Annotated in this window: 7 protein-coding genes; all 7 read left to right on the top strand. The window is 75.7% G+C overall.

From position 1 onward, the window contains the following. A partial coding sequence (locus tag VGH76_RS11745; protein WP_331556861.1) for an LOG family protein occupies nucleotides 1-243 on the top strand: 243 nt, incomplete at its 5' end. A 10-nt stretch (nucleotides 244-253) separates the two neighbouring features. Next, nucleotides 254-808 (top strand): TIGR00730 family Rossman fold protein, encoded by a 555-nt coding sequence (locus tag VGH76_RS11740; RefSeq protein ID WP_331556860.1) that lies wholly within the window; start codon nucleotides 254-256, stop codon nucleotides 806-808. Then, entirely contained in the window at nucleotides 805-1,758 is a 954-nt protein-coding gene (locus tag VGH76_RS11735) for a glucosyl-3-phosphoglycerate synthase (protein WP_331556859.1), read from the top strand. The genes VGH76_RS11740 and VGH76_RS11735 overlap by 4 nt, the downstream gene beginning before the upstream one ends. Nucleotides 1,759-1,914: 156 nt before the next feature. Further along, entirely contained in the window at nucleotides 1,915-2,349 is a 435-nt protein-coding gene (locus tag VGH76_RS11730; protein WP_331556858.1) for a DivIVA domain-containing protein, read from the top strand. After that, a complete protein-coding gene (locus VGH76_RS11725; RefSeq protein WP_331556857.1) occupies nucleotides 2,336-2,794 on the top strand; it encodes an SRPBCC family protein in 459 nt (152 codons plus the stop codon). Before VGH76_RS11730 ends, VGH76_RS11725 begins: the two co-directional genes overlap by 14 nt. Further along, nucleotides 2,791-3,375 carry a DNA-3-methyladenine glycosylase I gene (locus VGH76_RS11720; RefSeq protein ID WP_331556856.1) on the top strand — a complete coding sequence of 195 codons (585 nt, stop codon included), beginning with the start codon at nucleotides 2,791-2,793 and terminating at the stop codon, nucleotides 3,373-3,375. Before VGH76_RS11725 ends, VGH76_RS11720 begins: the two co-directional genes overlap by 4 nt. A gap of 147 nt (nucleotides 3,376-3,522) precedes the next feature. Continuing rightward, on the top strand, nucleotides 3,523-3,640 hold a 118-nt coding region (locus VGH76_RS11715; protein WP_331556862.1), incomplete at its 3' end, for a DUF3117 domain-containing protein.

The following is a 3,640-nucleotide window of genomic DNA, read 5'->3' as shown; positions in this document are numbered from 1 at the left end:
GAGGCGCTCGTCCTCGTCCAGACCGGGAAGGTGACCCGCTTCCCTGTCGTCCTGCTCGGGTCGTCCTACTGGGGCGGGCTCGTCGAGTGGTTGCGCACCTCCGCGATCGATCACGGCGTCATCAGCCCCTCCGACGTCGATCTCATCACCGTCACCGACGACGTGGACGACGTCGTCGCCATCGTCGAGAAGGGCTTCGCGGAGCTGGTCGCGGACCCGGAGCCCGGCCCGGAGCCCCGGTGAGAGGGGCACGGTGAGCCTCGCGGTCTGCGTCTTCTGCGCGTCCGGCCGGGTCGCCCCCGAGCACCTCGCACTGGCCGGCGAGGTCGGTGCCGGGATCGCCGCCCGCGGCTGGACGCTCGTCTCGGGCGGGGGCCGCGTCGGGATGATGGGCGAGGTGGCGCGCGCCGCGCGGGCCGGCGGCGCGCACACCGTCGGTGTCATCCCCACCGGCCTGGTGGACCGCGAGGTCGCCGACGACGAGTCCGACGAGCTCGTCGTCGTCGCCGGCATGCGCGAGCGCAAGGCCGAAATGGACGCGCGCTGCGACGCCGTCCTCGCGCTCCCGGGTGGGCTCGGCACGCTCGAGGAGCTGTTCGAGACCTGGACGGCGCGCTACCTCGGGATGCACAGCAAGCCGGTGGTGCTCTGCGACCCCCACGGCCACTACGAGGGGCTGCTGCGCTGGGTGGACGACCTCACCGGGACCGGCTTCGTCTCGGCGGCCTCGCTGGACGCGCTCGTCCGCACGACGACGCCGGGTGCGGCGCTGGACGCGGTCGCGGCGGCCCTGCCGCGCGCGTCGTGACGGCCCGCCACGAGCCCTGGTTCTCCGCCCGGACCTGGGCCGACCCGCCGTGGACGACGACGGGGCTGGCGGCGGCCAAGGCCGGCCGCCGGGTCTCGGTGGTGCTGCCGGCGCTGGACGAGGAGGCCACCGTCGCCGGGGTCGTCGCGGCGGTGACGCCGCTGCTGGGGACGCTGGTCGACGAGGTCGTCGTCGTCGACTCCGGCTCCATCGACGCCACCGCGGCGCGGGCCCGGGCGGCGGGCGCGCGGGTGGTCAGCCGGGAGGAGGCGCTGCCCGGGGTCGAGGTACGGCCGGGCAAGGGGGAGGTGCTCTGGCGGGCGCTGGCGGCGACCACCGGGGACCTGGTGGTCTACCTCGACTCCGACCTGGTCGACGTCGACGACCGCTTCGTCACCTCGCTGCTCGGGCCGCTGCTCACCGTGCCCGGCGTGGAGCTGGTCAAGGGCTTCTACCACCGCCCGCTGCGGATCTCCGACCACGACGTGCTGGTCAGCGGCGGCGGGCGGGTCACCGAGCTGGTCGCCCGGCCGGCGCTGGCCGCACTACGCCCCGAGCTCGCCGGGATCGTCCAGCCCCTCGGCGGGGAGTACGCCGCGACCCGCGCGCTGCTGGAGTCGCTGCCCTTCGCCGGCGGGTACGGCGTCGAGCTCGGGCTGCTGCTCGACACCCACCGCACCCGGGGGCTCGACGCGATCGCCCAGGTCGACCTCGGCGTCCGCAAGCACCGCCACCGCAGTCTGCGGGCGCTCGGGGTCACCGCGGCGGAGGTCCTCGACGTCGCCCTGCGCCGGTGCGGGGGTCTCGACGACGGGCCGCGGCCGCTGACCCAGTTCGTCCCGGTCGCCGGCCAGTGGCTGCCCGAGGTCCACGACGTGGCCACCGGCGACCGGCCGCCGATCCGGGAGCTCTCGGCGGCGATGGGTGAGCGGCGCCGTCCTGGCATCTGACGCCAGGATCGTGCCGTTGCTGTCGTGGGGCCGGGTCGGCGGCGATGGGTGAACGGCGCCGTCCTGGCATCTGACGCCAGCAACGTGCCGTTGCTGCCATGGGCGGCCCTGGGCACCTGACCGTGGCTGTCAGGTGTCCGTGCCACGATCGACCCCATGGGGAGCGCGCTGGTCTACGTCCTCGTCGTCGGGGTCGTCGCGGCGGTCGTCTACGTCGCGACGGCGCTGCTGGCCGGGCGGGGGGAGGAGCTCGAGCCGATGCCGCCCGGGGCCACGCCCACCCGGCTGCCGGCCCGGGACCTCACCGCGGCCGACGTCCGGGGGCTGCGCTTCCAGCAGACCTTCCGCGGCTACCGGATGAGCGAGGTCGACTGGGCGCTCGACCGGCTGGCCGCCGAGGTGGACGCGCTGCGCGCCCGCCTCGCCGTCCACGAGGGCACGCCGTCACCCGCGGCGGACGAGGAGGCCGAGCCGCTGACCGACGTCGTCGGCCCGCCGTCCGACCCGACGCCCACCGACCCCACCGCCGGCGTCCCCTCGACGTCGGGCACCGCGTCCGGCACGGAGGGCAGCGCCCATGGCCACGCGTGACATCACCGTCGGCGTCGACATCGACGCGCCCCAGGACGTCGTCTGGAAGGCGGTGACCGACTGGGAGGCCCAGGGCGAGTGGATGCTGGGCACCGCCGTCCACGTGACCCGGGGGGACGGCGTCGGCGTCGGGTCCGAGCTCGCCGCGACCACCGGGATCGGGCCGCTCGGGGTCACCGACTCGATGCGCCTCGTCGGCTGGGACCCGCCGCACCGGGCCACCGTCGTGCACACCGGCGCCGTCGTGCGCGGCTCCGGCACCTTCACCGTCATCGAGCGGGGGCCGGGCGCCTCCCGGTTCGAGTGGGGCGAGCGGCTGGACCTGCCGCTCGGGGTGCTCGGTGCGCTGGGTTGGCCGCTGGTCGCGCCGCTCTTCCGGTTCGGGCTCCTGCTCTCGCTGCGCCGCCTCGCGCGGCGCTGCGCGGCCGAGGCGGGCACCTCGTGAGCGGTGTGGTCGTCGGCGACGACGGCGTCGCGCGCTGCCCCTGGGGCGCCGGGGACCCGCTGCTGCGCGAGTACCACGACACCGAGTGGGGCCGCGAGCTGCACGGCCGCGACGCGCTCTACGAGCGGCTCTGCCTCGAGGCGTTCCAGTCCGGGCTGTCGTGGCTGATCATCCTGCGCAAGCGCCCCACGTTCCGGACGGCGTTCTCGGGGTTCGACACCGAGGTGGTCGCCGGGTTCGACGACGCCGACGTCGAGCGGCTCCTGACCGACCCCGGGATCGTCCGGAACCGGCGCAAGATCGAGGCCGCCATCGCCAACGCCCGCGCGGTGCTCGAGCTCGAGCGCGACGGCCCCGGGCTGGACGCGCTGCTGTGGTCGTTCGCGCCCGACCCGCGGCCCGCCCCGCCGACGACCCTCGACGCCGTCGCGGCCACCACCCCGGCGTCGGGGGCGATGGCCGAGGAGCTGCGCCGGCGGGGCCTGCGCTTCGTCGGACCGACCACCTGTCACGCGTTGATGCAGGCCACCGGCATGGTCGACGAGCACCTCGCGGGGTGCTTCCGCAGCGGCGCGTCCTGACCGTCCGACCGGCGCGCCACGCCCGATGATCGCTCCGGTGTCGTGCGCCGGGGGCGGATGGGGAAGAATCACCGCGCGGCGTACGACGCCCACCGCTGGTGGCGCCTGCTCCGGCGCCGCCGACGACCGTGTGGAGGGAGTACGACTATGGCGGCCATGAAGCCCCGGACCGGTGACGGTCCCCTCGAGGTCACCAAGGAGGGGCGCGGCATCGTGATGCGCGTGCCGCTCGAGGGTGGGGGCCGGCTCGTCGTGGAGATGACCG

The sequence above is a fragment of the Actinomycetospora sp. genome, from assembly GCF_036497585.1.
Lineage (GTDB): Bacteria > Actinomycetota > Actinomycetes > Mycobacteriales > Pseudonocardiaceae > Actinomycetospora.
This window is presented reverse-complemented; position numbering and strand designations above follow the sequence as displayed.